This window comes from Myxococcus sp. CA039A, assembly GCF_013336645.1.
GTDB lineage: Bacteria > Myxococcota > Myxococcia > Myxococcales > Myxococcaceae > Myxococcus > Myxococcus llanfairpwllgwyngyllgogerychwyrndrobwllllantysiliogogogochensis.
On the sequence record NZ_JABUMQ010000006.1, the window covers coordinates 24,704 to 47,640 of the forward strand.

The following is a 22,937-nucleotide window of genomic DNA, read 5'->3' on the forward strand; positions in this document are numbered from 1 at the left end:
GGCTGCCGGTCCGCACAGCGGTGGAGTACAAACGACGTGATGGGACGCTTGAGCGCAAGCCCCCTCCGTTGTGAGCCCCCCGCGCAGAAGGACCTCAAGACATGAATGCAACCCGGTGGTTCGGACTCGCTTCCCTGACCCTGATGCTTGCCTCGAGTGCCCTGGCCGAGGACAAGGCCCCCGCTCCCGCCGCGACGAATGGCGCCGTCGGCAAGTGGACGACCATCGATGACGAGACCAAGAAGCCCAAGTCGGTCATCGTCATCTCCGAGGAGGACGGCAAGCTCGTCGGCAAGATTGAAAAGCTCTTCCGCGACCCCAAGGAAGAGCAGAACCCGGTCTGTGACAAGTGCCAGGGCTCGCTCAAGGACCAGCCCATCATCGGGATGACCATCCTGCGCGACCTGAAGAAGGACGACGACGAGTGGACCGGTGGCACCATCCTCGACCCGGCGAACGGCAAGACCTACAAGTGCAAGATTGCCCTCGAGGACGGCGGCAAGAAACTGAAGGTCCGTGGCTACATCGGCATGTCGCTGCTGGGCCGCACCCAGCACTGGGTCCGCGCCGAGGAGTAGCGCGTCGCCGCGTGAGCCCGGGTGGACTCCCTGTTCGAGGGGAGTCCACGCCAGCACGGGATGCAGCGGCTCACGGCATCACCCGCCGTTGACGCCCGCTCCACTTCGCAGCAACAACGCCGCGCGTTTGATGGCGGCCCGGATGCGGACATATGTGCCGCATCGACAGACGTTCTCGCTCATGGCCGCGTCGATGTCCGCGTCGGATGGGTGGGAGTTCTTCCTTAGCAGCGCGACGGCGGCCATGATCTGCCCCGGCTGACAGAAGCCACACTGGGCCACATCCTCGGTCACCCACGCCTGCTGCACGGGATGCAGCCCCTGGGCGCCCAGTCCCTCGATGGTCATTACCTCGCGGCCCGCCGTGCTTCCCACGGGGTGGATGCAGGGACGGAAGGCTTCTCCATCCAGGTGGCTGGTGCAGGCGCCGCACACGCCCACCCCGCAGCCATACTTGGGGCCGGTGACACCCAGCACATCGCGGAGCACCCATAGCAGGGGCAGGTCCGCGGGCGTCTCCACCGTCACCGACTGACCATTGAGGATGAATTGATGGGCCACCATGGTCAGACTCCCTCGTCGAGGATGGGGAAGCGGGTGGGCATCGTGCCGGTCGCCCGGGCAATCGCGTTGGCCAGGGCCGCCGCGGCGCTGGGATAACCCAGCTCTCCCACGCCGCCCACGCGGTCATCCGACCGGACCAGGTGCACCTGGATGTCGGACGGGACGTGCTTCATCCGCAGCCACCGGTAGTCCGCGAAGCTGCCCTCGCGCACCGCTCCCGCGTCGATGTGGAGTCCCGCGCTCAGCGTGGTGGACATCGCGTCCACCGCCGCGCCCTGGAGCTGCGCCTCGATGCCCTTTGGGTTGATGGGCAGGCCGACATCCGCGGCGATGACCACGCGCAGCACCCGAGGCGTGCCTCCCGTGACGTCCACTTCGATGAGGTGCGCGATGGCGCTCTCCCACTCCTCGAGGACGGCGACGCCCTGGGCCACTCCGGGCGGCAGCGCGCGGCCCCACTGGCCCTCGGACACGACCTTCTCCAGGACCGCCTTGAGCCGGCTGGACGTGAGCCGCGAGCGCCTCAGGGCCACGGGGTCGACCTGGAGCTCGCGGGCCAACTGGTCGACGAAGACCTCGTTGGCGACTCCCACCTGACTGGTGAACACCGAGCGGAAGGAGGCGGTGGGAATCGGAATCGCGACCTCGCGCAGCTCGTGGCCCACCAGTCCGAACCGGTAGTGGAGGCGCTGGGAGAGGGCGAAGAACACCGCGCTCGTCACGTTGGGGAGGACTTCGCCCGCGAGCGCCGTGAGCACATCTCCAAAGCCGTGGGGGAGCTCCACGGTGGGAATGGCGGCGCGGTGGTTCCAGCCGAGGAGGCTTCCTCCCAGCCCCAGGTGGGCGAGGATGCGGTGGTGGCTGGCGGGCCGGAAGTGTCCGTGGCGCATGTCGTCGTTGCGGCTCCACATCAACTTCACCGGCCGGCCAACGGCGCGCGAGACGAGCGCGGCTTCCACCGCGACCTGATTGAAGAACCTGCGACCGAAGCCGCCACCGGCCCGGACGACGTGCACGGTGACTCGCTGGTCCCAGCCGAGCGCCCTGGCGACCTCGCGCTGCGCGTACTTGGGGTCCTGCGCTCCGAGCCAGATCTCCGCTTGAGTCCCCTGCACCCGGGCCACGCAGCTCTGGGTCTCCATCGTCGCATGCGCGAGGTAGGGGAAGTCGAAGCGTCCTTCCACGGTCCGGGTCGTCAGCAGCGGGGGCAGGGGCCTGGGACCTATCGCGTCGCGCAGCCGGGCCCGGATGTCGACGTCGGACAGCGTGCTGGCCGGGCCCGCTGCCCAGGAGACCTGCAGGGCGTCGCGCGCCGCGAACGCCTGCGCGAAGGTCTGGGCCACCACCGCCACACCCGAGGCCAGGGGCACCACGCCGACCACGCCTGGCATCGCTCGGGCCACGGCATCGTTGAAGGATTGGACGGTGCCTCGCAGCGTCGGAGGCCGAGCCACCACCGCGGGCAGTGCCCCGGGGACGTCGAGGTCCAGCGCATAGCGCGCCGCACCGGTGACGATGTCCAGCGCGTCGATGCGTCCCGTGGGTCGACCGACCACGGTGTACTCGCTCGGAGGCTTGGGCTGGGAGGAGACCGCGGGCAGCAGCACGTGCGCGGCGTCCTCCGCCAGTTCGCCATAGCCGACACGGCGGCCGTCGGGTGCGTGCACCTCACCGTTGGCGGTGGTGAGGGTGAAGGCGAGGGCCCGAAGGCGGAGCGCGGCGGCGGTGACGATCCGTGCCCGGGCCTCCGCCGCGGCGGAGCGAAGCGGCCCCGCCAGGTAGCGCATCGTCGAGGACAGCCCGGTGAGCTGGATGAGCCAGCGAGGGTCCGCGTCGGCGCTGCGCACGTCGACCGAGTCGAGCGCCACGTCGAGCTCTTCGGCGACCAGCATGGCCACGGCCGTGGTGATGCCCTGGCCCATCTCGGTACGCGGCAGCGTGGTGACGACACGCCCGTCCAACTGGATGGCGATGTAGAGGCTGAGCGGCGTCTGCGCCTCCGTCACGGGCGCTTCGGCTGCCGCCGCCTCGGGCACGTCCAGCCCCAGCCGGGCTGCAATCATCAACGTGGGAGAAGCCACCACCCACGTCAGGAACCGGCGGCGGTCCATCCCTCCTGGAGCCGCCGCGTCTGATTCGAGCGCATCCGCCATGGGCAAAGCATCGCACACGGCCACGGTGTGCCCAAGACGACGTGGCCGCCTGGTTCATCGGGCTGACAGGCCCTCCGTCCAGGCGAGGACATCCGTCCCGGTTTGTGTCGAAGGAGCCGCACGCCTGGGCGAACATTCGAGTCGCGCGGTACGTCCGCTCCGGAGTTGAGCGCCACATGTGAGGGATTGTGGAGTGTCAGTCTCGCGCACGGGTATCACGCGCACGACGTTCTTGTTCCCCGTCGACAGCAGGACCTCTTCGCGGCTGGCCACGAGCCACCCTCCGCGGCGCGAGGCTGGCGCTGGATGGACGCCCGATGATGGACCTTGCTAGGGTTACAATTGAAACATCGATCCTTGTCACAAGGAGTTCATGATGACGCTGTCCCGTTGGGTCGTTGGGATGTCCGCGCTGCTGGTCAGCGCTTGCGGTGGACCGCCCCCGGAGCAGTCCGAGGAGGCAACCCCCGCGGCCGAGGTGAGCACGGTGGAGCAGCACTCAGAGCCGCCGGGCGGAGAAGTGCGGTACGGCGAGCACCGGACCTATTACACCAGCGCGACCAAGACGACCTGGGCCGGGGCCTGGCACTACGACTGTGAGGGGTACATCACGGTGTCGGGCCAGGTGACGCCCTACTATACGGACATCCGTTTCATCTGCCCGTAGCCGTCCTGTTGAAGCTCGGAGTCGGCGGATGCGCGGTCGCCTCCGAGCAGGGACGAGGCGTTCCAGGGAGAGGCGCGAAGCCGGACACGCCCCTCCCCGGGCGCTGCTCACTCCTCTGGTTCGGGAGTGGTTCGCGGGCAGCTCGGTGACCCGGGGAACGGCGACCAGCCCCGTCCACAGGCCGTGGCGCTGAGCCTGGCGAGCCGAGACAGCACTTCAGGCGTTTGCATCGCGGGCAGGAGCTGCCCGTTGATCAACGCCGCCTTGAAGGCGGGCTCCGTCGCGGCGGGGATGAGCACCCCCCTCAGTCGAGCGAAGACCACCAGTTCGTCATAGACAGCGGAGAGCGTGGCGGCCGTGGTGCGGTCCTGCGGGCTGAGCTTGGAGAAGTCGACGCCAATCTCATACAGGTGCCGGAGGGAATGGAGCCCCTGGCCACATTCGTGACCCGTGAAGTCCTGGCGGAAGCCACCGTCGACGCCAAGGGGGCCGACGAACTCCGCGCGGTCCGTGCAGACGTGGTGGGAGATGCGGTCCGCCAGCGCGTGCAGGTGGATGCCGAGCCGCGCATCCGCCACATGAGACGCGCTGCCACCCACCCAGGTGTCGAATTGATTGGAGAGCACGGGAGGCGTGCCGCTGTCAGAAGACACGGAGATGACCTGCTCCCCCGTGGAGAGGGTGAAGGGAATCGCCAGGTCGTCGTACAGGCCGATGAGCCCCTTCACCTCCACCGACTCGCCGCCATTGTCGGTGTAGCAGGCCGAGCCGGTCGCGAGGTCTCCCCTGGGGCTCGCCACCGTCAGGCCCGCGGTGCACAACGGCGCGGCGGCGCCCGCGCCCTCCATCGCCCATGCACGCGTGTGGGCGAGCATTACCTCGGTGTCCGCGTCATCGACCTCGGGCGCGAGCCCATTCACCCCCGTGGGCGGCGCCGCCAGCACGCCGTTGTAGGGCGCCAGGTAGTGGTAGAGCACGCCTCCCGTGCTGAGGTTGGTGCGCACCAGTCCACTGACGTCGACCGTGGTCAGGTCCGCCGCACCCGGCACGGGCTGCCCGTGGATGTCTCGCGGGATGAATTGACCGAGGTCGGTCGCCTCGTCGTAGGCCGCAATCCAATAGGCATCGGAGAAGGAGAAGCCCACAGCCCGCGCCATGAGGTAGGTGGCGTCGGAATGGACGACGCTCCGCCCTCCGTCGAACTTGTTCGGGGCCGAGAGGAGCACCTCCAGCGCCTCGGCGCGGCACCGGGGGCTCGTCGGCTCCTTGAGTGAGCAGCTCTTGGGCAACGTCGTGCAGTTCGCCACCGTCCCCGAGCCCTTCGGGTAGCACACGTCCTCGGCGAAGGCCCGCGCCGCTGCCGGCACCAGGACCGTCATCATCACCGCGGCCCCACACCACCATGATTGTCGATTCCGCATTGGCTGACCCCCACGAAAGGTGAACTGAGACACCGAGGCTCGACGGGACGGGTCGCTCAACGTCCTCGTGGCGCGTCGGCGTCGGGATGTCGAACTGCTGGAAGCGTGTCAGGCCGCTCCGGCGGGGAGCCTGGCGTGCGAGGACTCGATGGGGCGCCCCTGTCCGCGGTCCCCGTCGAAGGGCTGCCTGCCATCCTTCGTGGAAATCGCGCCCATGCGAAGAGTCCTTGAAAGAGGTGAAGGGGACACCGGAATTGAAGCTCCGGCTCGCGAAGTCCTGAGGCAATCCTCCTGAAAGGCTTGCGGATAGCCGAGAGCGAACACTGGGTCCTGGAGCCCACTCCCCGCGAACCACTCCTTCCAGAGCGGGTGGGCCAGGAGGCTCTCCTCCTCGAGCCCCACCGCGTTCAACGGCTGCTCACACGCTGCTGGGAGCTCCTTCTCGGACGGTGCCGATGGAGGGACCTCGAACTGACGTCTGAGCGGGGGAGGAAGGTCCACTGGCCTGGCGGGCCGTGGTCAGACGAGGGGATGTCCACCATCCACGTGCAGCACCTCGCCCGTGGTGAACCCATTGTTCATCAGGAACACCGCGGCATGGCCCGTGTCGGTGGTGGTGCCGATGCGTCCCACAGGAAGCCGGCGCGCGTGTTGTTCGAGGAGCGGGCCCTTGGCGTCCCCCGCGACCGCGTCCCAGACGGGGGTGTCAATCCAGCCGGGCGACAGGACGTTCACTCGCACCGGCGCGAGCTCCAAGGCCCAGGCTCGCACGGCGGACTCGATGGCGCCGTTCACCGCCGCGATGACAGAGCCGTTCTTCATGGGGCGCACCGAGGCGATTCCCGTGGTGAAGACGAGCGAGCCGCCGGGCTGGAGCCGCGCATGCTTTGCGACATGGAACGCGGCCATGAGCTTGGAGTCGATGATGCGGCGCGCGGCGGCGAAATCCATCTCCTTGATGGGAAGGTAGCGAGCCTCCACCGCCGTGACGACCACGTGGTTCACTGGGGGGAGCACTTCGAAGAGCCGGCGCACCGCGTCCTCCTCGGTTGCATCGGCTGAGACGGTTCGCACGCGCTCCGGGCTCCCGAGCTGCTCGGTGGCTTGGGCCAGCTTTTCAGGGGAACGGCTCACGAGCGTCACACGCGCGCCTTGCTCCAGCGCCGCCTGGGCCACTCCGAGCCCGATGCCCGAGGAGCCTCCCACCACCACGACATGTTGTTGTTCGAGGGTCATGACGCATGACTAGCGCTCGAAGACGATTGCAACCACGGGATGAAATGAAAGACTCCATCCCATGGATGGGATGATGATGAGCGAGAACCTGCGACTCTTCGTGGCCGTGGCACGGCAGCTGAGCTTCGTGGAGGCCGCGAGGCGCCTGGGCATTCCCACCAGCACGGTGAGCCGCCGGGTGGCGCTCCTGGAGGAATCGCTTGGGACTCGGCTCCTCCAGCGCACCTCGCGGAGGGTCGGGTTGACGCTGGAGGGGGCTCGACTGCTGGAGCGCGCGGGGCCGCTCCTGGACCAGCTGGGCGAAGTGCTCGACCAGACCATGGACCGGGAGGAGGAGCCCGCGGGCAGGTTGCGGATGACAGCGCCCGTGACGTCCGGAGCCCAGCGGATCGCCCCCTTGTTGTTCTCCTTCATGGCCCGGCATCCCCGCGTGGACGTGGAGCTGCTGCTCACCAATTCGAAGGTGGACCTGGTGGAAGAGGGTTTCGACATCGCCTTCCGGGTCGGCCCCATCCTCGACGCCGAGCTGGTGGCCCGACGGTTGTGGAGCATCGAGTCGGTGTTCGTGGCCTCCCCACGCTTCGTGCAAGACGTCTTGAAGGGGCGAACCCTGCTGACCCGGGAGGAACTCCAGGACGTGCCAGCGGTGCTCTCGCAGCCTCAAGGGGTCTGGCGTCTGCGCCGCCGCGACGGCCGAGTCGAAGAAGTCCGACCCAGGGATGTTCGCGTCACGGTGAATGACCCCCGGGTGGCCCTGGCCGCTGCCCAGGAGGGGCTGGGCGTGGTCAGCGGAATCAGGGAGATGGTCGAGCAGCAAGGCACCGCGCTCGTGTCGCTCACCGTGAAGGGGCATACCCTGGAGCCGCGAGACGTCTTCGCGGTGTATCCCTCACGCCGGCAGCTCTCCACGCGGGCGCGCCGGGTGCTGGACTGGGTGATGAAGCACGGCTCGACGGCCCCGTCGGCGAAGCAGCGGGCAACCCGCGCTCACGAGTAGCTGATGACACGGGACATCAGGGGGATGAATGCCGTCATCGGGCTCCTCGGTGTCGAGCGGGCTGCGCTGTCGCGTGCGTCCGCCCCAAGTGCTTGATCTCCCACGAGGAGGAGCGCCACGGCCCTGGTGGGTGATGGGACCGGAGGGGTGGCATGCGTCCTGCTCTATGCCCCCGCGTGCCTCGCCATGGCGGCCTGGGTGTCCTCCCTGGGCTTGCCCCCACTCTTCGGCTTCCCCGGGTCTGAAATGTCCATCTCGGTCCTCAATCGCTCCTGCTTCTCCCTTCCCCACGCGGGCACTTCCACCAGCCAGCCCGTCTCGGCTCCGGTCCAGGGAGTGGAGAGCACTGCCGCGCGCCAGCCGCGCAACGACGTGTGGCAGAAGCTCATGACGGACTCCTTCGAGCCGGCCCCGACCCGGCCAGGAAGCTCTCGCGCGGCGGGCGTGCCCTCGGGGGCTTCATCAACCAGTGACGCGGGGCCCGGCTTCGGCGCGCCCTCCGCTGGGTCCACGCAGCAGGCGAACCCGAGTGAGCCGTGGTTGAGCCGCAACAACGTCGGCTCACCCTACAACAGCAACATGCTGCTCATCGACCCGGGCCAGAAGAGCCAGTACACGTACACGAACACGTTCACCAACAACACGGGCCAGCCGCAGACCGTCACCCTCTGGAACAAGACGGGCGAGAACGGTGGCCCGAATGATGGGCAGAACTTCGACAAGAGCACGCCGAAGACCTTCACCCTGCAGCCCGGCCAGTCGCAGGTCGTGGCGTTCGACACCAACAGCAGCGTGGCGTGGTGCGTGTCCAGGGATGGTACGGCGAATCCCGGCGCGAACTCAGGTCAGACCTGGGGAGAGGCGACGTTCGCGAACGCGGGCACGGGCTGGAGCGGCTACGACACCAGTCAAATCAGCCCCGCGGGCCACAATGGAAACATGTCCATCAAGAACGACGCCGGGGGCGCGACCGTGACGCAGGCCAACGCCTGGCAGACGCCCTCGGATGACCCCGCGGGCCGCGATGTGGGCGTCCCCGCGGGTCCGTTGAACCTGACCACGACCTTCAGCTGACCTGGACGTCGTCGCTCGCTCCGGGCGAGTGCTCAGCGCGTTCCCGTCGCGCGCGGGCTCACCTCGACTGGCAGTTGCTCCGGCTCGCCCGGTTTGACCAGGTGGATGCTGGTGCCGGAGGCCGCGTGCCCGAGGCCGGGCTTGAGCACCTGCTGGGTGTCGTAGTGGCCACCGTTCTGCCTCCGGAACGGGATGACGTCATCGGTGAACAAGCCGTCCAGCCGCGCCTTGAACGCCGCCGCGATGGACGGCCACTGCTCTTCTGTCAGCCGGTCCACGTGATACGCCGTGAATGGCGGCAGGACCTCCATGCCGGGATAGAAGAGGACCCCGTGCTGGATGGGGAAGAGGAGGTCATCCAGGGCGCCGTTGACGCCTCGCTCGGTGTAGTGCGGCGCGCGCCCACCAATCGTGACGGACAGCATGGCGCGGCGGCCCACCAGCGTGCCTTCGCCATAGCGGTCGCCCCAGCGCTCGCCACCGTGTTCGCCTACGCCGTAGGCGAAACCGTAGGCGAAGACCCGGTCAATCCAACCCTTCAGGATGGCCGGCATCGAGAACCACCACATCGGGAACTGGAAGAGCACGGCATCGGCCCAGAGCAGCTTCTCCTGCTCGGCCTCGATGTCCGGGCTCTGAGAGCCGTTGGCGAAGGCGTGCTTCGACGCCCCCACATAGGACAGTCGCTCCCTGGCATCATGGTTCAGGAAATCAGCGCCATCGGCGACCGCCTTCCACCCCATGGCGTAGAGGTCGGAGACGCGGACCTCGTGACCCAGCGCGGTCAGGTGGTTCACGGCGAGGTCCTTCAGCGCCCCGTTGAGTGAACGCGGTTCGGGGTGGGCATAGACCAGCAGGACGTTCATGACGTCCTCCCGGCGCGGCTCACGACGACCTTGCCCAGGTGCTGGCCGCTCGCGAGGTGCTCCCAGGCGGCGCGCGCATCGTCGAAGCCGAACACGCGGTCGATGACGGGCCTGATGCGGGTGTGCTCGAGCGCCGCGACGAAGCGTTCGAACATCGAGACCGAGCCGACGTACACGCCGTGCACGGTCTGCCGCCGGTAGAAGACCGAGTGCAGGTTCACCTCGCCCCGTCCGCCGGTGAGTACGCCGAGCATGCTCATCGTGCCGCCGTAGCGCAGCGCCGCGGAGGACTGGTCGAAGGTGGCCTGGCCACCGACGTCGACCACGAGGTCCACGCCGCGCCCGCCGGTGAGCGCCTTCGCCCGCTCGCCCCACTTCGCCTCGGCCCGGTAGTCGATGACCTCCTCGGCGCCGAGCTCGCGCAGCCTCGCCGCCTTGTCCGCGCTGCTCGACGTCATCAGCACGCGCGCGCCAGCGGCCTTCGCGAGCTGCAGCGCGAACACCGAGACGCCACCGGAGCCCTGGAGCAGCACCGTCTCACCCGGCCGGAGCGACGTGACTTCGAACAGAGCCTGCCACGCGGTGAGCCCGGCGCAGGGGAGCGTCGAGGCCTCCTCGAACGAGTACCCCGCTGGGATGCGCACCCAGCTGTGCTCTGGCAGCACCACCTCTTCGCGAAGCATGCCGTCCACCCCGCTACCGCCGAGCGCGCTGGCGTGGTGCGCGTCGCTCAGCTCGCCGTCGACCCAGTGAGGGAAGAAGTTGGCCATCACCCGGTCGCCTGCCTTCCAGCGCGTGACACCAGGACCCACCTCGATGACCTCGCCGGCGCCATCGGAGGTGGGCACGCGCGGTGACTTGAGGTTCTTCTCGGCGCCCTTCGCGATGAGCACGTCGCGGTAGTTGAGCGACACCGCCTCCACGCGCACCTTCACCTCACCCGCGCCCACGCTGGGCGAGGGACGCTCGGCCCGCGTGAGTGCATCGAACCCCGGCTTCGGCTGCAGCTCCCATGTCTTCATGGTGAAGACGTACGATTCAGGTTATTTCTTCGCAAGTACGCACAAGTTTGGTGAGTACGCACAAAAAGGGAACCATGGCCCGGAAACGCGACGACGATTCGAAGACCAACTGCGCGGTGGAGGCGTCCCTGGGCGTCATCGGCGGGCGCTGGAAGGGCGTGGTGCTGTACTGGTTGTTGAAGGGCACGCACCGCTTCGGCGAGCTGCGCAAGCGGTTGCCGAACTGCAGCCAGCGGATGCTCACCTTGCAGTTGCGCGAACTCGAGGAAGACGGACTGGTGAAGCGCACCGTCTACGCGGAGGTGCCGCCGCGCGTGGAGTACGAACTCACCGCCTTCGGTCGTTCCCTGGAGCCGGTGCTGATGGGGTTGCGGGAGTGGGGTGAGAAGTACAAGCGCCGGTTGCAGCGCGCGGCCTGAGCGCACCGGGCCTGCCCACCCGACCGCATCATTGGGTCCAGCCCGCCGCTACAGCGTCACCCGGTGCTCGGCGTCCGGTCTCCGGATGATGAGCTCCGAGAGCTCCACCAGCCGAGGCTCCGGCCCCGCGAGGAACCGGCCGCGCACGACGGCGGGGTCGTTGTAGTACCAGGGCCCCCCCACGTAGGCGGACACCACCTGGAAGCAGCGGTCCTCGATGTTCGGGTACTCCAGCTGGATTCGGGGCCGCTCGGGCGTCAGCTCCAGCGACTCTCGCGGCGCGCTGATGAACGCCTTGGAGAACATCGCGATGAACTGTCCTTCCACGGCGACGGGCTGGCCGTCGTACCGCTGGGCTTGTGCGAGGAGCGCCTCGACCGAGATGGGAGTTTCCATGGGGTTTGTCAGTACCAGTGGAGCACCTTGACGGCCTGACCGGTGAAGATTTGCGAGAACTCCGCTTCCGACTGGAAGTACTGGATGCCCCAGGGGTTTCGCACCGCCACCACCTTGACCCCGCTTCTGACGGTGACGCCGTCGATGACCACCGCATGCAGCGGATGGGTGGGATTGTTGGTCTTGATGACGGCGATGGCTGGGTTGCCGCCCTGTGTCGCCGACGCGAGGTCCGCCACCTTCCAGCCTGTCTTGGCTTCAGCGGCGACCCTGTTCCACTTCAGCATCTCCACCATCTTCTCGATGGTGGTGCCCGAGGGGCCCGCCCCCTTGAGCATGTCCTTGAGGAGGGTCGGACTGACGGGCCCGCCCATGCTGGCAATCATCTCGCAGGAGACCGGGCCGCAGGTCGGCGCCGGCCCCTGGAAGGAGAGGGGCCTGCCGGGCGAAGCGGCCCTCGGCGTGACGCCCTGGATGCCCTGGTCGGGGAGCTGGGCCAGCTTCGTGGGCTTGGAGCCCAAGAGCGCGGCGTCCGTGAGGACTCCCTCCGCGAGCAGCTCGCCATCCTTCCCGAGCACGACGACCCGGGGGCTGCCTCCCACGAGCTCGGAGATCTTGACCGTGCCGCCGTTCTGCAGCTGGGCCTCGATGGCCACCGCCGCGCCCACGGTCTTCTCTCCGGTGCGCGCGCCACGGATGATGGTGACCGCCCGGATGCCCGTCGTCCCCAGTGACAGGGCCGACAAGCCCACCGACACCAGGCCCATGGCCATCATCGTGTCGGCCGCCTTCTGCTGCGCCGGGTCGACGACGTTGTTCGCGCCCTGGGTCAGAGAGAGCATCGAGCCCTCCTGATACATCTTGAGGCCGCTGACGGCGCCATACGTCGCGAGCGACGTCTCCAGCGCGATGACTCCGGCGACACCCACCGGCGAGGTGGGCGGGAAGATGGTGAGCACCAGCAGGCCAACCGTCGCCGCGCCCATGACGATGGCCTGGGCGATTTCCCACCGCTGCGCGGAGGCAATCTCGTCGAGGACCTGCTGCTGGACCTCCGGCGTCGCCAGCAGCATCAGGTCCTGGACGATGGGACGCAGGAGCAGGTAGTCGAAGTCCGCCGAGTCGATCTTCGTCTTGAAGAGGTCGTAGTCGGCCTGACGCTTGTCGATGCTGGAGATGATTCTCGCCAGCAACGCCGCGGGTGACCGGTTCGTCGAGAAGATGTCGAGCGGCAGGATGTCGTACCGGGCCGGGCCCAGCTCATCCAGATAGGGCCTGAGAGTCTTGACGGCCTGCATCGCCTGCTGGGCGGATTCGTAGCCCGTGAACTTGTTCGGGTCGGCGACCGTGCTCTCCGCGTCGGGCCCCTCGTGGAGCCGGGGGGCGGGGTTCGCGGACTCCGCCTGGGCGTGTTCCTGGAGCGATGAGACAGGGCTGCGCGCCGGCGCGACGAACGCGGGGCGGTTGCGCCACCGGTCCTCTGCCTGCACCAGGGCGTGGCACCCGGTGCAGGCGCGGTAGCGGCCTTCAATCTGCTGCTCGTAGACCCACCCGAGCAGCGGGTTGTCCGTCCTGGCCCACTTGTCGAAGGTGAGCATGGTCATGCCCCCCTCGCTGGCCGCCAGCATCCCCAGCTCGTTGGCCCGGCTGGCCATCACCTGGCCCTGGACCTGATTGGCGCTGAGCTTCTCGGTGAAGAACTTCTTCCATTCCTCCAGGCGGGCCTTGTTGCTGTCCATCCGCAGCTTGCCCGCCTCCTTCACGCGCTGCTTGAACTCCGCCAGCGACGTCGCCGCGGTCAGCGTCGTCATGCCGCTCTTCGCGGAGAGCTTGACCGTCGTCTGGCCGCGAAAGAGGGTGACGGGGTTCAGCTGGCCGGGGGCGATGGAGAAGCCGAACTGGAAGGCCTCGGCGGCGACCTCGTTCGACTGGATGTCGAAGCGGACGCTGTTGCTCGCCGCGTCGATGACGACGTTGGCATCGAACTCGCCGTCGACGATGTCGCACTGGGTGAGCTGGTAGGAGACCGGCCCCGTGCTGGCGTGGAACGTAATCGTGTTGTCCGCGCAGGCGATCTCCACGAGCGACACGCCGGACGCGGGCGCGCCCCCCTTCCTCCGCAGCGTGTGCCCCGCACCGCCCTGTTGCGCGACATGCGCCAATTCGTGCGCGAGCAGATGCCGGCCCGCGCGCGTGCCCGGGTTGTACTCGCCTTGATTGAAGTAGATGTGGGTTCCGTGGGTGAAGGCGCGCGCTCCCAGGGAGCTGTTCATCCGGGCCGCGTGGTCATCCGTGTGGATGCGGACCCGGTCGAACGGGGTGCCCATCGACGCGCCCAGCTGTCCTCCGAGGGCCGTCGGGAGCTGCTGCCCTCCCGACGACCCGCTCAGCTGGCTCTGCAAGTCGGGGGCGGGCGCGGTGGCCCCGGAGTCGGCTTTGCGCTGGAGGGTTCCTTCCGGCTCCTCTTCCGCGCACTTGCCGCACTTGCGCTGGATGAGAGGCGAGGGGCCTTCCTCGTCCTCGCACGTCGAGCACTTGCGCTGGATGCGGTCTCGCATCGTGGACTGGGAGGCTTGTGCGTCGCCTCCCCCCACCACGCGGTCCGCCACGGCGTCGGCCTCGCGCTCCAGGGCATCATCGGGGGCGCCGATGCGAAGCTTGGGGTGGATTCTCGGCGTCGGGGGCATGACGCTGATGCGGGCGAAGTCGAACCGGGGCCCCGGGTCTGTCGGCTCCGCCTGTCGTGCCTGGGAGGAGCGCCGCGGCTCGGTCTTCGCGGCGGGAGCCCGAGCCGCGGACGGCTGGGGCTTACGGTCGAACGCGAACATGAGGCCCTCCAGGAAGGCTCATGCCAATTCTACTCACTCTCCGAGTGAATTCATACGGAGCCTGTCTGGGACCTCACCCTGGAGGTGAGATGGGGAGGGCGCGCTCATTCCCATCCAGGTGAAGAGGCGCTCCAGCGCGAGCGTCCGCTCCGGCTCGGCGAGGCGGCTGATGCTGGAGCCGTGGTTGCCTTGCGGGGCGAAGTAGCGGAACGAGTCGTTCCTCGCGCGCACGGAGAAGGCCGCGGCGGAGTAGGGGTCATTCTCCCCGTAGATGAAGAGCATCCGCTCGCCGTGATTGCGGACCCAGTGCTCCACTCGGAGCATGGCGCCCCAATCGAACGGCTCCGTCACGGGGAAGCTCAAGTACAGGTCCGGCGTGTTCTCCCCGGGATAGCGCAACAGCCCGCGCAGGTGTCGGGTGGGGAAGCGTGACCAGCCAATCTGCGTCGCGGCCTGGTAGTAGGCGTACTCGAGTGGCGCGATGAAGCGGTCCGAGTAGGTGTAGGCCACGCCGACGACGGCGTTCAGGAAGGCGAAGGTCTGCGCCGCCGGCGCGCCGGGCGCGGGGATGCGCGGGCACGCGGTGGACGCCGTGCCGTATTGCCAGAAGTAGAAGGACGTCTCGACGGCGGAGAACTCCAGCGCGCGGTCCGCGCCGCCGACCACCGTGAAGGTGGTGTTGAACTGCGTGGCCAGCGCCTCCACGAAGGGGAGCAGCTCCTCGCGGCGTCGCAGCACATCCACCTGGAAGGCCTCCAACTTCGCGCGGCAGTCTTCATCCCCCACCTGTGCGAGGAAGTGGACATAGCGACCGTCGCGCAGCCCGTGGCTGCTGGGCGCGACGTACGGCACGGTGGCGTCCACGTCATCCGGGTAGAGGTAGCGGTGATACACGGCCGCGACGCCGCCCTTGCTTCCACCCGTGGAGAGCCAGCGCGCGGGGTACAGGGGCTTGAAGGCCTGGACGGCGCGGTGACTGTCGCTCGCGGCCTGGGAGAGGGTGAGCATCCGCAAGTCCCGGGACTCGGGTAGCGAGACACCCATGAAGCGGTGCTCCACGGAGAGCTGGTTGGCGCCGAGCAGCGCGGTGGGCTCCGCCTGCGAGGGTGTGCTTGCGACGATGTAGCCCTCGGTGGAGAGCACCATGGGCGCGTCCACCGAGCGGTGCAGGAGCGTCATCCGGAGCTGGAAGCGCTCCCCGAGCGGGCGCTCGTGGTCCAGGGGCTGCTCGAAGCTCAGCACGAAGAAACGTGTGCCCGGGAAGGGAGAGGGCTGCTCGAGGACGACGGTGAGCCCGGGGATGGACTGGAGCTGGGTGAGGATGTCCTCGGGCTGTGCCGTAGTCTCCTGAGTGGCCGACGCCTGCTCCGCTGGCTCCGGGGCGTCAGGCTCCGCGAGAGATGAATCACCACACGCGTGCAGCAACACGCTCATGGCCAGCAGCCATGGCGTCCTATGAATCTTCATCATGCGATGCACCTGGGGGTCGAGGTGCCGTTCAAATGCCTCGCGGATGTCCCCATATCGGACCCGCTGGATATCGCGTCCGGCGAAGGCGGTGCTGGCTCAGGAGAGGGAGCAGCGTCGTGCCGCTTTCCGAGGGCGCCAGCTTGCACACCGCGTCACTCATCGCGCGGCGAGGTGCTCAGGCTCATGGGCTCCGGAGGTGGCGGTCGTGTCTCGGTATTCGCCAGTCGCTGGAGCGGCACGACGAGTGACCGGGCCCCATGGGTCAGCACGGGCAGGGCCACGAAGGGGTGGAGGACCGCTCCCAATCCGGTCTGGAGATGGAGCACCCGGTTGAACCGGCGATGGACGCCCGCGTCGGTCGATGAGCGCTCCATCAACTGACGGATGTACCAATGCAGCGCGCCCAGGCCTGGGGCCCGTTCGCCCGTGGCCTGTGGATACTGGAGGTCCATGCTCGTGCTCATGAACCAGGGCAGCCGGATGACTTCGGGAAGTCGCCGCCGGAAGTGCTGGGCGAGGCCGGTGAGGTCACCACGGTGGGCCTGCTCGCGCAGGCAGGTGTCCAGCAGCTCCGCGCCCAGTCCCGCCACGGACATGCCCTGGCCGAAGAGTGGATTGAAGGCACAGGCGGCGTCTCCCAGGACCACCAGTCCCTCGGGAAACCGGGCCAGCCGCTCGTAGTGCCGCCAGCGGGTGTCCTTCACCTTGTGCGTGGTGAGGGGCCCCAGGGGCCTGGCGTCGCGCAGGTAGTCGTACAGGTCCGGACGGCTCAACGAGCGGGCGAACTCGAGGAAGCCCTCGGGCTCGGTGGGCGCGTGGTCTCCGAAGTAGCCATTGAGGGTGACCAGCCACCTGCCACCCTCCACGCTGGAGATGAAGCCCGCGCGCCAGGTCGAGGGAGGGCGGGGGTACTGCATGAGCGCCTTCCATTCGCGGTGGAAGCGGGGAGGGGGCGCATAGAGACCCGAGGTATAGGCGAGGTCCACCTGGACCTGCTCCTCCTCCGGACGCGCATGGCCGAGTGCCTCCAGCCAATGAGGCATGCGCGAGCCCCGACCGCTCGCATCCACGACGAGGTCCGCCTCCCAGGACTCATCGCCCTGGGCTGTCTTCACGCGGAGGCCCGTGACGCGACCGCCGCGCTCGTCGGCGAGCAGGCCCTCGACGGAGCACCCCTCGCGGAACTCCACGTTGGGCCGCTCCTTCACCCGGCGCAGCACGTTCCACTCGAGGAGGGTTCGCGTGCAGAGCAACAGGGGGATGCCGCTGGTGTAGCGCTTCTTCCAGACGCCGAAGTGGTGCCAGGCGACGTCGCGGCTCGAATCGATGAGCTCGGCTCCCTGTTCCTGGAGCTGCTCGAAGAGGCCTGGAAAGGACTGGTCGAGGATGCGACGGCCCGTATCCAGCAGTACGTGGAGGTGCACCCCCTGCGGGAGGCCCTTCCGGGGGACAGGCCCCTCCGCTCGGAGGTCCCGCTCCACGAGGATGACCTTCTCGAAGTGGTCCGCGAGCACCCGTGCGGCGAGCAGTCCCGCCATGCTGCCGCCGATGACCACGGCACCGCCCAATCCGCGCCCCGCCATGTTCATGCTCCTGTTGTGAGAGGATATCTCTCCGGTCCAAGTCCTGGCCCGAGGCATTCCACGTCGGTGGTCTGACATCCGGGCAGTGGGTGGAGGTGCTACCGGAGGATGTCTGCTTCGAGGAGCCGCGTGCGCGGTTTCGCCGCGATGCGTGTCATGTCCAGCAGGGTGTTGGTGAGCTGACGGAGGGCGCTCTCCGTCTCCAGGGGGTTCACATCATGAAGCGTGTCATTCCGAGTACCGCCATCCTCCTGCTGCTCATGGGTGGCATGGGCGCGTGCAAGTGCGGGGAGCCTTCGGACCTGTCCAGGGCCGGGCTCCGGGAAGCCCAGGTCTGTTCCACGCCTGGGGAGGGCGGGGCCCTCTCCGCGTGTCCCCGGCTCTGCGACGCCGTGGGACAGCTGCCCGCGCCTCCACCTCGGGAGGGGCTGACGCGCGACCTCATCGCGACGGCGCTGGACGTGAAGCTGGGCGCGATGCGCGGCACGGCCACGCTCCAGGTGGGTGAGTCGAAGGAGCCGGGGCTGTCGTTGATGGTGGGCACGCTGAACATCACCGGTGTGCGGGGGCGCTGCGGCGACCTGAAGTACACCGTGAAGGACGGGCGGCTCGACATCGGTGTGCAGGAGTGGGCGACCACCGTGGTCGTCGACTACACGTTCTCCTCGACGGAGAAGACCGACGGGTACCGGCGCACGGGGACCACGTACACGTGGCCGGCCTTCTGCGGGAACCTGTTTCCCTGCCATCCCTCACCCGACGACGGGGTGAAGTTCTCGCTGCGGCTCGGAGACCTGCCGGAGGGGCAGGTGGCGGTGTATCCGAAGCAGGTCGCGGGCGATGTCCCGGCGTACATGCTGGGATGGGCCGTGGGGGCCTATACGGAGCGACCGCTGGGCGCCACGCGCGCGGGGACGCAGGTGTCCGTCTGGTATCTGCCGGGCGAGGAAGAGGCCGCACTGGCGGGCACGCGCCACCTGCGGGACGCGATGGACTTCTTCGAGACGCGGTATGGGCCGTATACCTTTGGCGACAAGGTCGGCTCGGTGTCGGCGAACTGGGGGCCCAATGCCAAGGGGGGCATGGAGCACCATCCGTTCTGGCATCTGGCTTCGGAGTCGATGGGGGACAGTCTGGTGCATCACCATGAGGCGGCGCATGGCTGGTATGGGAATGGGGTGCGCATCCAGTGCTGGGAGGACTTCGTGCTCTCGGAGGGGACGACGGACTACCTCACGGCCCGCGCGGTGCGCGCCACCGAGGGCGAGGAGGCGGAGGCGAAGCTTTGGGAGTCGAGGCGCAAGACGCTCGAGGCGCTGGTGGTCCGGCGCGACACGGTGGTCCTGCCGGACGCCACGTGCAATGCGATTGACATGAGCACGCACCCGCTCGCCTCTGGGCTGCCCTATCTGAAAGGAAGCCTCTTCTTCCATGAGCTGGAGAAGCAGGTGGGCACCGCCGCGCTGGACAGCGTGCTGGCGCGCTTCTACCAGCTCCACGTGGGCAAGGCCGCGCGCATGCAGCAACTGCTCGACTTCGTGAAGTCAGAGACCGGCCATGACCCCGGGCCGCTCGCGCAGGGCTGGCTGCGAGGGCTGGGCGTCCCCGCCACGTCGCCCATCACGTCGGGGCCCAAGCCGTGACGCGAGCCTCGCTACAGCTCCGGGAACTTCGCCTGGCACAGGGCCTTTGTCTCCGCGACCAGTTTCTCCAGGGCGTGAAGGCGAGGCCGCAAATGACTGGCGTCCGCCCCAAGGGATGCGAGGACTTCGGTGACGATGGCTGAGAAGCGAGCGGGAGCGACGGGGAAGTCAGCGACGAGGGGGACCGAGCGCTTCTCGTTGATGCAGTAGCGGGCGTTGAGGGCAAACAACGCCTGGACCATCATGGCGACGGAGCGAAAGAAGCATCCAGAGACGTAGAACACGTCTCCGCGCCCGATGGCCTTGTGGCTCGTCTCCAGCGCGAAGCCGGCTTCCCAGACAGCGCGCTGGAGGATGGATTTCATCAGCGCCTCGGGATACGGCGTCGTCAGCGCTTGGAGTCTGGCGAAGGCTCCGTGAGGGTCGACAAGGGGCCGCGCGAGGTGCGCTTCTCCCATGTAGATGTGGCTGTGGAAGGCATGGGGATGGCCCGGCTGATAGTGCGAGGTCCAGATGCCTTGCCGGCAGTCCGCGATGACCTGTTCCACCTTCGACACATCCCGGTAGAGCCAGTCCACGCGAACGCCTCGGATGTCGAGCCAGGCGCCCCCATTGATCCACGGGCCCCAGCCACCCAGGTCGGTGACGGCATCAGCACGGTGGTGGTCGTCCACTTCCAGGGCGAGCGCGCGCAGCTCGAGCAGGGAGGGAGGACGCTCCGGGTGGTAGTAGATGCCCAGGTCGATGTCGGACGTCGCGTCCGCGTCTCCCCGTGCCTGGGAGCCTCCGAGCACAACGGCGAGGACGCCGTTGATTCGCCCAAGACGCTCCGCGACTTCACGTGCGAGTTCTTGCGGGTCCTGCATGAGGCCTACTCTCCTTCCGTGCATGCGGACGATGTCTTGGCGAGCTAGGGACGAGGCGGTGCCCAGATGGCGCTGTGGGCCTCTGGTGCGTCGGGGGATTCCTGCGCGGTGTAGAAGTAGGCGGCGACCGCGGCGCGCCCCCGGCCCTCGGGACACTCCAGTGGGGCGGGGTGGCCATGCCAGTGCGTGTCGCCATGGGCCATCACGACCAGGCGGTCCAGGAGCGGCGCGATGCGCGTCTCGCATCGGGAGAGGTCGGCACTCCACAACTCGAGGTCGCCGCCCCACGCGGACTCCCAGCCGGGGTTCAAGTAGTAGAGGACGGTGAGTCGCCGTGAGAGCGCGCGGAAGCGGTCGCGGTTGAAGTCGGCATGCAGCGCGAGGTGGCCCCCGCGCAACGTCAGGTGCAGCCCGGCGCCCCGGAAGTGTGGGTCCGCGATGAGCCCCTGCACGCCGGTGAGGGTCTCCAGGAAGTCGATGAACGACATGCTGGAGAACTCCGAGAGCAGGTGCCGGAGCGCTCCGGGCACGTCCTCGAACGCCTTGCGCTGAAGCTGTCCCAGGCGAGCCGCCTGTTCCGGGTGGTCCCGACGCTTCCATGTGGCCTCGGTCGCTCCCGGGAAGACGTCGGCCAGTCCGGTCGCCAGCGGCTCTCCGAGGAAGCCATCGATGACGACGTGGGGATGGGGCCGAGCACCGCCGTAGCGGTCACGATGGGCCAGCGCGAGCGCTCGGAGGGCTGTCCGGCTGAGAAAGAAGCTGGGCCCCCGCAGGGGGCCTTCATCGAGGGTCGCGACGCTCACGGATGCTCCTCCACTACCACAGGCCTCGAGCGCCGACGCGCCACCTGCCAGCCGACCAGGATTCCCGCTCTCCAGGCAAGGATGCGAGCGCGCCCGTTCGCTGCACGCCGGAGCCCGTTGGCTGCTCCCGCTCGGACGTGGTCCCGGTTCGAGCGTAGAATCCACTGGCCGTGGAATCCACCTCTCCCGTCGCGAGTCCCGTCCTGTTGTCCTCCGCCGCGACACGCCGGCCGGCACCCTCCGCGTCCGCGCTGCCCGCGCTGCGCGAGTTGGTTCGCAGCCTGCCGTGGTTGATGCTCATCTTCGCCGTGCCGGGCATCATCACCGCCAGCCACACGTGGTTCTACGCTCAGGCCAAGGACCCCACGTACCCCTTTACCCGGGCGCTGGTGATGCAGGTGCCGCCCTGGCAGTACTGGGCGTTCGTCACTCCGCTCATCCTCGCGCTCGGACGACGGTTTCGCCTGGAGCGCGGCGTCTGGCACCGGAGTCTCGCGGTCCATCTGACTTCCCTCGCCGCGGTCATGGTTCCCTACGCGACGCTCATCTACTTCCTCTCCCGGGCCGTGGGAGAGAGGTTGATCAGCGACGGCACACTGGGCCAGCTGCTGCCACTGCTGATGGCCAAGTACGTCGTCACGAGCCTGCTCATTTATGGAGGCATCGTCGCCATCGGCTCCGCCGTCGAGTACCACCGCCGCTACCGCGAGGGCGAACTGGCCCAGTCCCAGCTCGAGACGCGACTGGTCCATGCGCAGCTCGACGCGCTGCGCGCCCAGCTCCATCCGCACTTTCTCTTCAACACGCTCAACGCCATCTCCGTCCTCGTTCGCAAGCAGGACACCACGGGCTCCATCCGCATGCTCACCGGTGTCAGCGAGCTGCTGCGCATGGCGCTCAACAGCACGGGCCGCCAGCTCGTTCCCTTCCACGAGGACGTCGACTTCCTGGAGCGTTATCTCGACATCGAGCAGACGCGCTTCCAGGACCGGCTCCAGGTGGTGCGCGCCATCGACCCCGCCACGCTCAGTGCGCTCGTGCCCAGCCTCATCCTCCAACCACTGGTGGAGAACGCCATCAAGCATGGACTCGCCACCCGCTCCAGCGCGGGACGCGTGGAGCTGCGTGCCTCGCGCGAGGGTTCGCGGCTGGTGCTGGAGGTGCTTGATGACGGCCCCGGGCTGGCTCCTGGCTGGGACCAGCATGACGGATGCATCGGGGTCGCCAATGTGCGCGCCCGCCTGCATCAGCTCTACGGCGAAGGTCATGTCTTCACGCTGGAGAACCGCTCCGGAGGCGGCGTGCGCGCCCGTCTGGAGCTGCCCTTCCAGGCCGCTTCGTCAGAGGCGCTCGCGTCATGAACGCGGCCGCCGCCATTCGCACGCTCGTCGTGGATGACGAGCCCCTGGCTCGCGAGGGCCTGCGCCTGTTGCTGGCAACGGACCCCGAAGTCAGCGTGGTGGGCGAGGCCGGTAACGGCCCGGAGGCCGTGCGTCTCATCCGCGAGCAGCGGCCAGACCTGGTCTTGCTCGATGTGCAGATGCCCGAGCTCAACGGCTTCGAGGTGCTCTCCCATCTGGGGCCTGGCGAGGTGCCCGCGGTCATCTTCGTCACCGCGTATGACCGTTATGCCCTGCGCGCGTTCGACATCCACGCGCTCGACTACCTCCTCAAGCCCTTCCGAGACGACCGCTTCCACGACGCCATTGGCCGCGCCAAGGCCCAGATTCGCCTGACGCGGATGTCCGACCTCAGTCAGCGGCTGATTTCCGTGCTCTCCACCTACGGCGAGCGTGAGGGCACTCCCGTCCCGGCGCCCACGCCCGCACCCCCCGAGCGGTGGGTGCGCCGACTCGCCATCCGCGACTCGGGACGCGTGGTGTTCCTCGACGTGGACGAAATCGAATACATCGAGGCCGCCGACTACTACGTGCAGATTCACGCGGGCGGGAAGGCCTACCTCCATCGCGAGACGATGCAGGGCCTGGAGGCTCGCCTGGACCCGGAGCGCTTCATGCGCATCCACCGCTCGGCCATCGTCAACTCGAGTCGCATCCGTGAGCTGCGCAGCGAGGGCCGCAGGGACTTGGTTGTCGTGCTCACCGGCGGCACGGAGTTGCGCGTCGCTCGCAGTCACCGCGAGAAGTTCCAACACCTGCGCTGAGCCGCGCTGCTCGCGGCACGGCCCCCTCGACCTTCACGAGAGCCGCATGGCTCGTTCGCCGCCCGCCGTCATGTGCCGCGACTCGTCGATGCGTCGTCGCCCTGCGCGAGAGCCGCGTTGCCCGTTCGCCGCCTGCCCTCATGTGCCGCGACTCGTCGGTGCGTAGTCGCCCGACACGTGGCCCGTT

Annotated in this window: 20 protein-coding genes; 8 read left to right on the forward strand and 12 right to left on the reverse strand. The window is 68.2% G+C overall.

Features of this window, described 5'->3' with window-relative positions; all coding sequences use genetic code 11:
- The first annotated feature begins 101 nt into the window (after positions 1 to 101).
- Complete coding sequence (locus tag HR086_RS01725; RefSeq protein WP_141640361.1) at positions 102 to 578, forward strand: DUF2147 domain-containing protein; 477 nt, start codon at positions 102 to 104, stop codon at positions 576 to 578.
- Positions 579 to 656: 78 nt separating this feature from the next.
- Here HR086_RS01725 and HR086_RS01730 read toward each other — a convergent pair whose 3' ends face one another.
- Positions 657 to 1,142: a (2Fe-2S)-binding protein gene (locus HR086_RS01730; RefSeq protein WP_141640360.1), complete on the reverse strand. Its 486-nt coding sequence runs from the start codon at positions 1,140 to 1,142 to the stop codon at positions 657 to 659.
- Positions 1,143 to 1,144: 2 nt separating this feature from the next.
- Positions 1,145 to 3,295: a molybdopterin cofactor-binding domain-containing protein gene (locus tag HR086_RS01735; protein WP_174464661.1), complete on the reverse strand. Its 2,151-nt coding sequence runs from the start codon at positions 3,293 to 3,295 to the stop codon at positions 1,145 to 1,147.
- A gap of 373 nt (positions 3,296 to 3,668) precedes the next feature.
- On the opposite strand from HR086_RS01735, the gene HR086_RS01740 reads away from it, so the two are divergent.
- Positions 3,669 to 3,962, forward strand: a complete 294-nt coding sequence (locus tag HR086_RS01740) for a hypothetical protein (protein ID WP_246136911.1) — start codon at positions 3,669 to 3,671, stop codon at positions 3,960 to 3,962.
- Positions 3,963 to 4,069: 107 nt separating this feature from the next.
- Here HR086_RS01740 and HR086_RS01745 read toward each other — a convergent pair whose 3' ends face one another.
- Complete coding sequence (locus HR086_RS01745) at positions 4,070 to 5,344, reverse strand: hypothetical protein (protein WP_174464662.1); 1,275 nt, start codon at positions 5,342 to 5,344, stop codon at positions 4,070 to 4,072.
- 558 nt (positions 5,345 to 5,902) lie between these two features.
- A complete protein-coding gene (locus HR086_RS01750) occupies positions 5,903 to 6,619 on the reverse strand; it encodes an SDR family oxidoreductase (RefSeq protein WP_174464663.1) in 717 nt (238 codons plus the stop codon).
- Positions 6,620 to 6,680: 61 nt separating this feature from the next.
- Here HR086_RS01750 and HR086_RS01755 point away from each other — a divergent pair, with 61 nt between their 5' ends.
- Both HR086_RS01755 and HR086_RS01760 read left to right on the forward strand, forming a co-directional pair.
- On the forward strand, positions 6,681 to 7,616 hold the full coding sequence (locus HR086_RS01755) for a LysR family transcriptional regulator (protein WP_141640356.1): 936 nt from the start codon (positions 6,681 to 6,683) through the stop codon (positions 7,614 to 7,616).
- A gap of 246 nt (positions 7,617 to 7,862) precedes the next feature.
- Positions 7,863 to 8,690, forward strand: coding sequence for a hypothetical protein (locus tag HR086_RS01760; protein WP_174464664.1), 828 nt, complete (start codon positions 7,863 to 7,865; stop codon positions 8,688 to 8,690).
- Positions 8,691 to 8,722: 32 nt separating this feature from the next.
- Here the strand turns inward: HR086_RS01760 and HR086_RS01765 are convergent, their stop codons facing one another.
- Both HR086_RS01765 and HR086_RS01770 read right to left on the reverse strand, forming a co-directional pair.
- Positions 8,723 to 9,556, reverse strand: coding sequence for an NAD(P)H-dependent oxidoreductase (locus HR086_RS01765; protein ID WP_141640354.1), 834 nt, complete (start codon positions 9,554 to 9,556; stop codon positions 8,723 to 8,725).
- Positions 9,553 to 10,578 carry an NAD(P)-dependent alcohol dehydrogenase gene (locus HR086_RS01770; protein WP_141640353.1) on the reverse strand — a complete coding sequence of 342 codons (1,026 nt, stop codon included), beginning with the start codon at positions 10,576 to 10,578 and terminating at the stop codon, positions 9,553 to 9,555. The genes HR086_RS01765 and HR086_RS01770 overlap by 4 nt, the downstream gene beginning before the upstream one ends.
- A gap of 74 nt (positions 10,579 to 10,652) precedes the next feature.
- Between HR086_RS01770 and HR086_RS01775 the strand changes: the two genes are divergently transcribed.
- The gene (locus tag HR086_RS01775) at positions 10,653 to 10,997 is read left to right on the forward strand and encodes a helix-turn-helix domain-containing protein (RefSeq protein WP_141640352.1); all 345 of its coding nucleotides are present in this window, start codon (positions 10,653 to 10,655) and stop codon (positions 10,995 to 10,997) included.
- 48 nt (positions 10,998 to 11,045) lie between these two features.
- On the opposite strand, the gene HR086_RS01780 is transcribed toward HR086_RS01775, so the two are convergent.
- From HR086_RS01780 to HR086_RS01795, 4 genes are all read right to left on the reverse strand, one after another.
- On the reverse strand, positions 11,046 to 11,393 hold the full coding sequence (locus tag HR086_RS01780; protein ID WP_174464665.1) for a hypothetical protein: 348 nt from the start codon (positions 11,391 to 11,393) through the stop codon (positions 11,046 to 11,048).
- A gap of 8 nt (positions 11,394 to 11,401) precedes the next feature.
- The gene (locus HR086_RS01785) at positions 11,402 to 14,221 is read right to left on the reverse strand and encodes a DUF4157 domain-containing protein (RefSeq protein WP_174464666.1); all 2,820 of its coding nucleotides are present in this window, start codon (positions 14,219 to 14,221) and stop codon (positions 11,402 to 11,404) included.
- Positions 14,222 to 14,254: 33 nt separating this feature from the next.
- Positions 14,255 to 15,691, reverse strand: a complete 1,437-nt coding sequence (locus HR086_RS01790; RefSeq protein WP_174456317.1) for a S28 family serine protease — start codon at positions 15,689 to 15,691, stop codon at positions 14,255 to 14,257.
- A 152-nt stretch (positions 15,692 to 15,843) separates the two neighbouring features.
- The gene (locus HR086_RS01795) at positions 15,844 to 17,274 is read right to left on the reverse strand and encodes an NAD(P)/FAD-dependent oxidoreductase (RefSeq protein WP_306663192.1); all 1,431 of its coding nucleotides are present in this window, start codon (positions 17,272 to 17,274) and stop codon (positions 15,844 to 15,846) included.
- Positions 17,275 to 17,492: 218 nt separating this feature from the next.
- Here HR086_RS01795 and HR086_RS01800 point away from each other — a divergent pair, with 218 nt between their 5' ends.
- Complete coding sequence (locus HR086_RS01800; RefSeq protein ID WP_174464668.1) at positions 17,493 to 18,917, forward strand: M1 family aminopeptidase; 1,425 nt, start codon at positions 17,493 to 17,495, stop codon at positions 18,915 to 18,917.
- Between the two features lie 11 nt (positions 18,918 to 18,928).
- On the opposite strand, the gene HR086_RS01805 is transcribed toward HR086_RS01800, so the two are convergent.
- Together HR086_RS01805 and HR086_RS01810 are read right to left on the reverse strand one after the other, a co-directional pair.
- Positions 18,929 to 19,783 carry a nucleotidyltransferase domain-containing protein gene (locus HR086_RS01805; RefSeq protein ID WP_174464669.1) on the reverse strand — a complete coding sequence of 285 codons (855 nt, stop codon included), beginning with the start codon at positions 19,781 to 19,783 and terminating at the stop codon, positions 18,929 to 18,931.
- Positions 19,784 to 19,827: 44 nt separating this feature from the next.
- Complete coding sequence (locus tag HR086_RS01810) at positions 19,828 to 20,586, reverse strand: 2OG-Fe(II) oxygenase (RefSeq protein ID WP_141640345.1); 759 nt, start codon at positions 20,584 to 20,586, stop codon at positions 19,828 to 19,830.
- Between the two features lie 170 nt (positions 20,587 to 20,756).
- Here HR086_RS01810 and HR086_RS49670 point away from each other — a divergent pair, with 170 nt between their 5' ends.
- A complete protein-coding gene (locus tag HR086_RS49670; protein ID WP_174464670.1) occupies positions 20,757 to 21,947 on the forward strand; it encodes a histidine kinase in 1,191 nt (396 codons plus the stop codon).
- Positions 21,944 to 22,750, forward strand: coding sequence for a LytTR family DNA-binding domain-containing protein (locus HR086_RS01820; protein WP_174456312.1), 807 nt, complete (start codon positions 21,944 to 21,946; stop codon positions 22,748 to 22,750). Before HR086_RS49670 ends, HR086_RS01820 begins: the two co-directional genes overlap by 4 nt.
- Positions 22,751 to 22,937: the final 187 nt, after the last annotated feature.

What these genes read in the sequence shown, in the direction of transcription:
- HR086_RS01820 (WP_174456312.1), top strand. Translation starts at nt 21,944, where the DNA reads ATGAACGCGGCCGCCGCCATTCGCACGCTCGTCGTGGATGACGAGCCC.
- HR086_RS01785 (WP_174464666.1), bottom strand. Translation starts at nt 14,221, where the DNA reads ATGTTCGCGTTCGACCGTAAGCCCCAGCCGTCCGCGGCTCGGGCTCCC.
- HR086_RS01725 (WP_141640361.1), top strand. Translation starts at nt 102, where the DNA reads ATGAATGCAACCCGGTGGTTCGGACTCGCTTCCCTGACCCTGATGCTT.
- HR086_RS01750 (WP_174464663.1), bottom strand. Translation starts at nt 6,619, where the DNA reads ATGACCCTCGAACAACAACATGTCGTGGTGGTGGGAGGCTCCTCGGGC.
- HR086_RS01735 (WP_174464661.1), bottom strand. Translation starts at nt 3,295, where the DNA reads ATGGCGGATGCGCTCGAATCAGACGCGGCGGCTCCAGGAGGGATGGAC.
- HR086_RS01765 (WP_141640354.1), bottom strand. Translation starts at nt 9,556, where the DNA reads ATGAACGTCCTGCTGGTCTATGCCCACCCCGAACCGCGTTCACTCAAC.
- HR086_RS01800 (WP_174464668.1), top strand. Translation starts at nt 17,493, where the DNA reads ATGAAGCGTGTCATTCCGAGTACCGCCATCCTCCTGCTGCTCATGGGT.
- HR086_RS01780 (WP_174464665.1), bottom strand. Translation starts at nt 11,393, where the DNA reads ATGGAAACTCCCATCTCGGTCGAGGCGCTCCTCGCACAAGCCCAGCGG.
- HR086_RS01770 (WP_141640353.1), bottom strand. Translation starts at nt 10,578, where the DNA reads ATGAAGACATGGGAGCTGCAGCCGAAGCCGGGGTTCGATGCACTCACG.
- HR086_RS01730 (WP_141640360.1), bottom strand. Translation starts at nt 1,142, where the DNA reads ATGGTGGCCCATCAATTCATCCTCAATGGTCAGTCGGTGACGGTGGAG.
- HR086_RS01795 (WP_306663192.1), bottom strand. Translation starts at nt 17,274, where the DNA reads ATGGCGGGGCGCGGATTGGGCGGTGCCGTGGTCATCGGCGGCAGCATG.
- HR086_RS01755 (WP_141640356.1), top strand. Translation starts at nt 6,681, where the DNA reads ATGGATGGGATGATGATGAGCGAGAACCTGCGACTCTTCGTGGCCGTG.
- HR086_RS01745 (WP_174464662.1), bottom strand. Translation starts at nt 5,344, where the DNA reads ATGATGACGGTCCTGGTGCCGGCAGCGGCGCGGGCCTTCGCCGAGGAC.
- HR086_RS01760 (WP_174464664.1), top strand. Translation starts at nt 7,863, where the DNA reads ATGTCCATCTCGGTCCTCAATCGCTCCTGCTTCTCCCTTCCCCACGCG.
- HR086_RS01790 (WP_174456317.1), bottom strand. Translation starts at nt 15,691, where the DNA reads ATGATGAAGATTCATAGGACGCCATGGCTGCTGGCCATGAGCGTGTTG.
- HR086_RS01775 (WP_141640352.1), top strand. Translation starts at nt 10,653, where the DNA reads ATGGCCCGGAAACGCGACGACGATTCGAAGACCAACTGCGCGGTGGAG.
- HR086_RS01805 (WP_174464669.1), bottom strand. Translation starts at nt 19,783, where the DNA reads ATGCAGGACCCGCAAGAACTCGCACGTGAAGTCGCGGAGCGTCTTGGG.
- HR086_RS01740 (WP_246136911.1), top strand. Translation starts at nt 3,669, where the DNA reads ATGATGACGCTGTCCCGTTGGGTCGTTGGGATGTCCGCGCTGCTGGTC.